The organism is bacterium (assembly GCA_040756715.1).
GTDB lineage: Bacteria > UBA9089 > UBA9088 > UBA9088 > UBA9088 > JBFLYE01.
This window is the reverse complement of the sequence record JBFLYE010000040.1, coordinates 1-3,076: the sequence shown is the minus strand read 5'-3', so window position 1 is coordinate 3,076 and position 3,076 is coordinate 1. Positions and strand designations below refer to the sequence as shown.

At 34.6% G+C, this 3,076-nt stretch carries 5 protein-coding genes, 1 tRNA gene and 1 pseudogene; 5 read left to right on the top strand and 2 right to left on the bottom strand.

Annotation, left to right across the window (positions count from 1 at the left end):
* Nucleotides 1–147: 147 nt before the first annotated feature.
* Both AB1397_01525 and AB1397_01520 read right to left on the bottom strand, forming a co-directional pair.
* Nucleotides 148–490 (bottom strand): annotated as a pseudogene (locus AB1397_01525) (UPF0758 domain-containing protein).
* Between the two features lie 19 nt (nucleotides 491–509).
* Nucleotides 510–581, bottom strand: a tRNA-Thr gene (locus AB1397_01520).
* Nucleotides 582–643: 62 nt separating this feature from the next.
* Between AB1397_01520 and AB1397_01515 the strand changes: the two genes are divergently transcribed.
* The 5 genes from AB1397_01515 to AB1397_01495 form a co-directional block, all read left to right on the top strand.
* The gene (locus AB1397_01515; protein ID MEW6481676.1) at nucleotides 644–1,273 is read left to right on the top strand and encodes a type I 3-dehydroquinate dehydratase; all 630 of its coding nucleotides are present in this window, start codon (nucleotides 644–646) and stop codon (nucleotides 1,271–1,273) included.
* Nucleotides 1,274–1,279: 6 nt separating this feature from the next.
* Nucleotides 1,280–1,675, top strand: a complete 396-nt coding sequence (locus AB1397_01510; protein ID MEW6481675.1) for an NUDIX hydrolase — start codon at nucleotides 1,280–1,282, stop codon at nucleotides 1,673–1,675.
* Nucleotides 1,676–1,835: 160 nt separating this feature from the next.
* Nucleotides 1,836–2,261 carry a cyclic nucleotide-binding domain-containing protein gene (locus AB1397_01505; GenBank protein ID MEW6481674.1) on the top strand — a complete coding sequence of 142 codons (426 nt, stop codon included), beginning with the start codon at nucleotides 1,836–1,838 and terminating at the stop codon, nucleotides 2,259–2,261.
* A 40-nt stretch (nucleotides 2,262–2,301) separates the two neighbouring features.
* Entirely contained in the window at nucleotides 2,302–2,880 is a 579-nt protein-coding gene (gene plsY, locus AB1397_01500; GenBank protein MEW6481673.1) for a glycerol-3-phosphate 1-O-acyltransferase PlsY, read from the top strand.
* A 4-nt stretch (nucleotides 2,881–2,884) separates the two neighbouring features.
* A partial coding sequence (locus tag AB1397_01495) for a hypothetical protein (protein ID MEW6481672.1) occupies nucleotides 2,885–3,076 on the top strand: 192 nt, incomplete at its 3' end.

Here is a 3,076-nt window from a genome sequence, read left to right as displayed (position 1 = left end):
GTTTTATAAAATTTTTTCCCTTTTAATTCAAAATTCAACATTCAAAATTCATAATTTTATAAAGTTTTCCTTAAGATTATCTAAACACATACATTTTGTAAAGCGTTATGGAATTAACTATAATTTTCATATCTTACATCCCCAGTTTTAAGAAATTTTAAAAATTGGCTCTAAATAAATCTCTGCTTTCTTGTCCTTGAGTAATCTTTTCCCAAGTTCAAAACAGGCGACAATCTCACAGGCTTTGGCAGGGCCTAACCCTTGATAATTTTTTAAATCAGCAAAGGTTAAATTTGGCAGTTCATTAGCACTAAATCTTTTTAGGATTTTATTTGATAACTCAACCACATTTTCTTCTTTTGTTCCTGATCCTAAGAATAGCTAAAAGTTCAGAATTAGAAAGTTTTTCTGGGCCATACTGCATTAGCTTTTCTCTAGGTCTATCAACCTTTGGTAATTCTTTAATTGTCTTTTTTACTTTGGTTTGCATAGTCATTTAGTCATATTAAAGCCCAAGGCCAGACTTGAACTGGCAACCTAAGCATTACGAATGCCTTGCTCTGCCATTAAGCTACTTGGGCGAATATATAAATTGTAAATTTTAAATTGCAAATTGTAAATCTTGTAATTTAAAATTTGCTTTATGATTGCAGCAACGATTGGTGGAAGAAGAAAAAATATTTTAAGCCTTGCAGAAAAAGGAAAAAAATATGGGGCAGATATTATTGAAATAAGGCTTGATAAGATAATAGGAAAGGGGGATAACCTATTGCTTATCAAAGATATAAAGAAAAAAACAAGCCTTCCCATTATTGCCACAAAAAGGCTATTCCTACCAGATGAGGCAATTAAAGGGATAATTTCCCTAGTAGATTATGTTGACCTGGAATATGGCGAAAAAAAGCATTTAATTGATTTTGTAAAGAAAAATAAAAAGACCTTGATCATCTCCCATCACAATTATCAAAACACCCCTGAGATTAAAACCCTTATCTTTCTTTCTTCTTCTATGGAGAAAAATGGGGCCGATATAGTAAAAATTGCAACATTTATAAATAACAAACAGGACATTGCAAGGCTCCTTAACTTTACCTACAATTATAAAAAGCCCATAATTGCTATTGGAATGGGGCTACTTGGCAAAATTACAAGAATAATTGCACCCATATTTGGCTCTTTAATAACCTATGGATTTATAAATAAGCCATATGCAGATGGACAGCCCTCTGTTTCATTATTAAAAAGAGAGCTTGAAAAATATAGGGTTATTTAGTATATTATGTGTGAATACAAAAACCCATATCCCACAGTTGATATAATTATTGAAATAGAAGACAAGATTGTTCTTATAAAGAGGAAAAATCCTCCCTTTGGTTGGGCTTTGCCTGGAGGGTTTGTTGACTACGGTGAAACACTAGAATCTGCAGCAATAAGGGAGGCAAAGGAGGAAACAGGTCTTGACATTACACTCATCAGACAATTCCATACATACTCAGACCCAAATAGAGACCCAAGGTTTCATGTAATATCAACGGTATACATTGCAAAGGCAAGTGGAGAGCCAATTGGAGGGGACGATGCAGAAGAAGCAAGGGTTTTTGATAAAGATAAATTACCAGACAATATTGTCTTCGACCACAAAAAGATTATAGAGGATTATTTATTTGTCTCCTAAAATTTTTCAAAAAACTTTAGAGAAATTTTTTATCCCGAATCCAGTTATTGAAAAATTGGACTTTTAAAACTTTAGAGAAAAATTGGGAGTTTAAAAGAGAAATATTTTGACTTTTAATAAAAAGCACATTATAATTATTAAAAATTTATGGAGGTGAAATATGGAGCTTGATAATCAAACGGTGCTTACCCTGATGAAGGTTCCCCTTTTCTCTTCCCTCTCGGTTGAGGATTTCAAAAGCATAGCCGAGAAGCTTTCCACCAAGAATTTTGAGAAGGGAGAGTATATGGTTAGAGAGGGCGAGATAGGAGATTACTTCTATATCTTAAGGAAGGGAGAGGCTGATGTAATTATTGAGGGAGAACAAAAAAGGATTGCCCATCTTAAAGAGGGGGATTTCTTTGGCGAGATAGCCCTATTGGTTGGCGTAGAAAGAACAGCCTCTGTGGTTGCAGTATCTGATGTTGAGGCAATCACTTTGAATAAGAAATCGTTTAATGAGTTATTAAAGGAAAATCCCTCTGTTGCGGCAAACCTCGCAAAGGTTCTTGTATTAAGGCTTTCAAAGATGGCGGAAGATATGTAAGGGTCAGAGGGTCTGGAGGGTCAGAGAGTCATTTAAAAAATTGGAAGGGCTAATTATAATTATTGTTGCATATCTTTTTGGTTCAATTCCATTAGGGTATATCTTTGGAAAAATCAAAGGAAGGGATATAAGGAAAGAAGGCTCGGGAAATATTGGATTTACCAATGTTTGTAGGGTATTGGGAAAAAGATGGGGAATCCCTGTGCTTATTTTTGACATCCTAAAGGGCTTTTTTTTCCCTTTTATCTCATTTAAGCTTGGTTTGGGAGAAAAAATTGCTATTCTTTCTTCCCTGTTTGCAATATTGGGGCAGGGTTTTAGCATATTTTTAAGGTTTAAAGGTGGAAAGGGTGTGGCAACCTCAGCGGGTGTATTTCTAGCCCTTGCACCAATTGAAATAACAATTACAATAGCAATATTTTTGTTGGCATTTTCTATCACAAGAATTGTTTCAATAGGCTCAATTGTCTCATCCACCTCTTTGCCAATCCTGGTCTTTTTTATCTCTCCTAACAAAAGGCTTGTTTTTGTTTTCTCCCTTGTAGCTATGGCTTTTATTCTTATTAAACATATCCCGAACATAAAAAGGCTACTAGGCAAAAGGGAATATAAGATTTAAAAAGATGACAAAGAAAAAGTGGTCAAAAATAAAGATTATTAAGGCAATCAGAGGGATAAAAAAAGAGGGCAAGTCAATAAATCCTGCGTATCTTAAGAAGAATCGTAAAAATTTATATGGAGCAATAAGGTGGCATTTTGGAAGGGGCAAATGGAGAGAGGGATGGGAAAAGGCAGTAAGAGCGGCGGGATTTGTT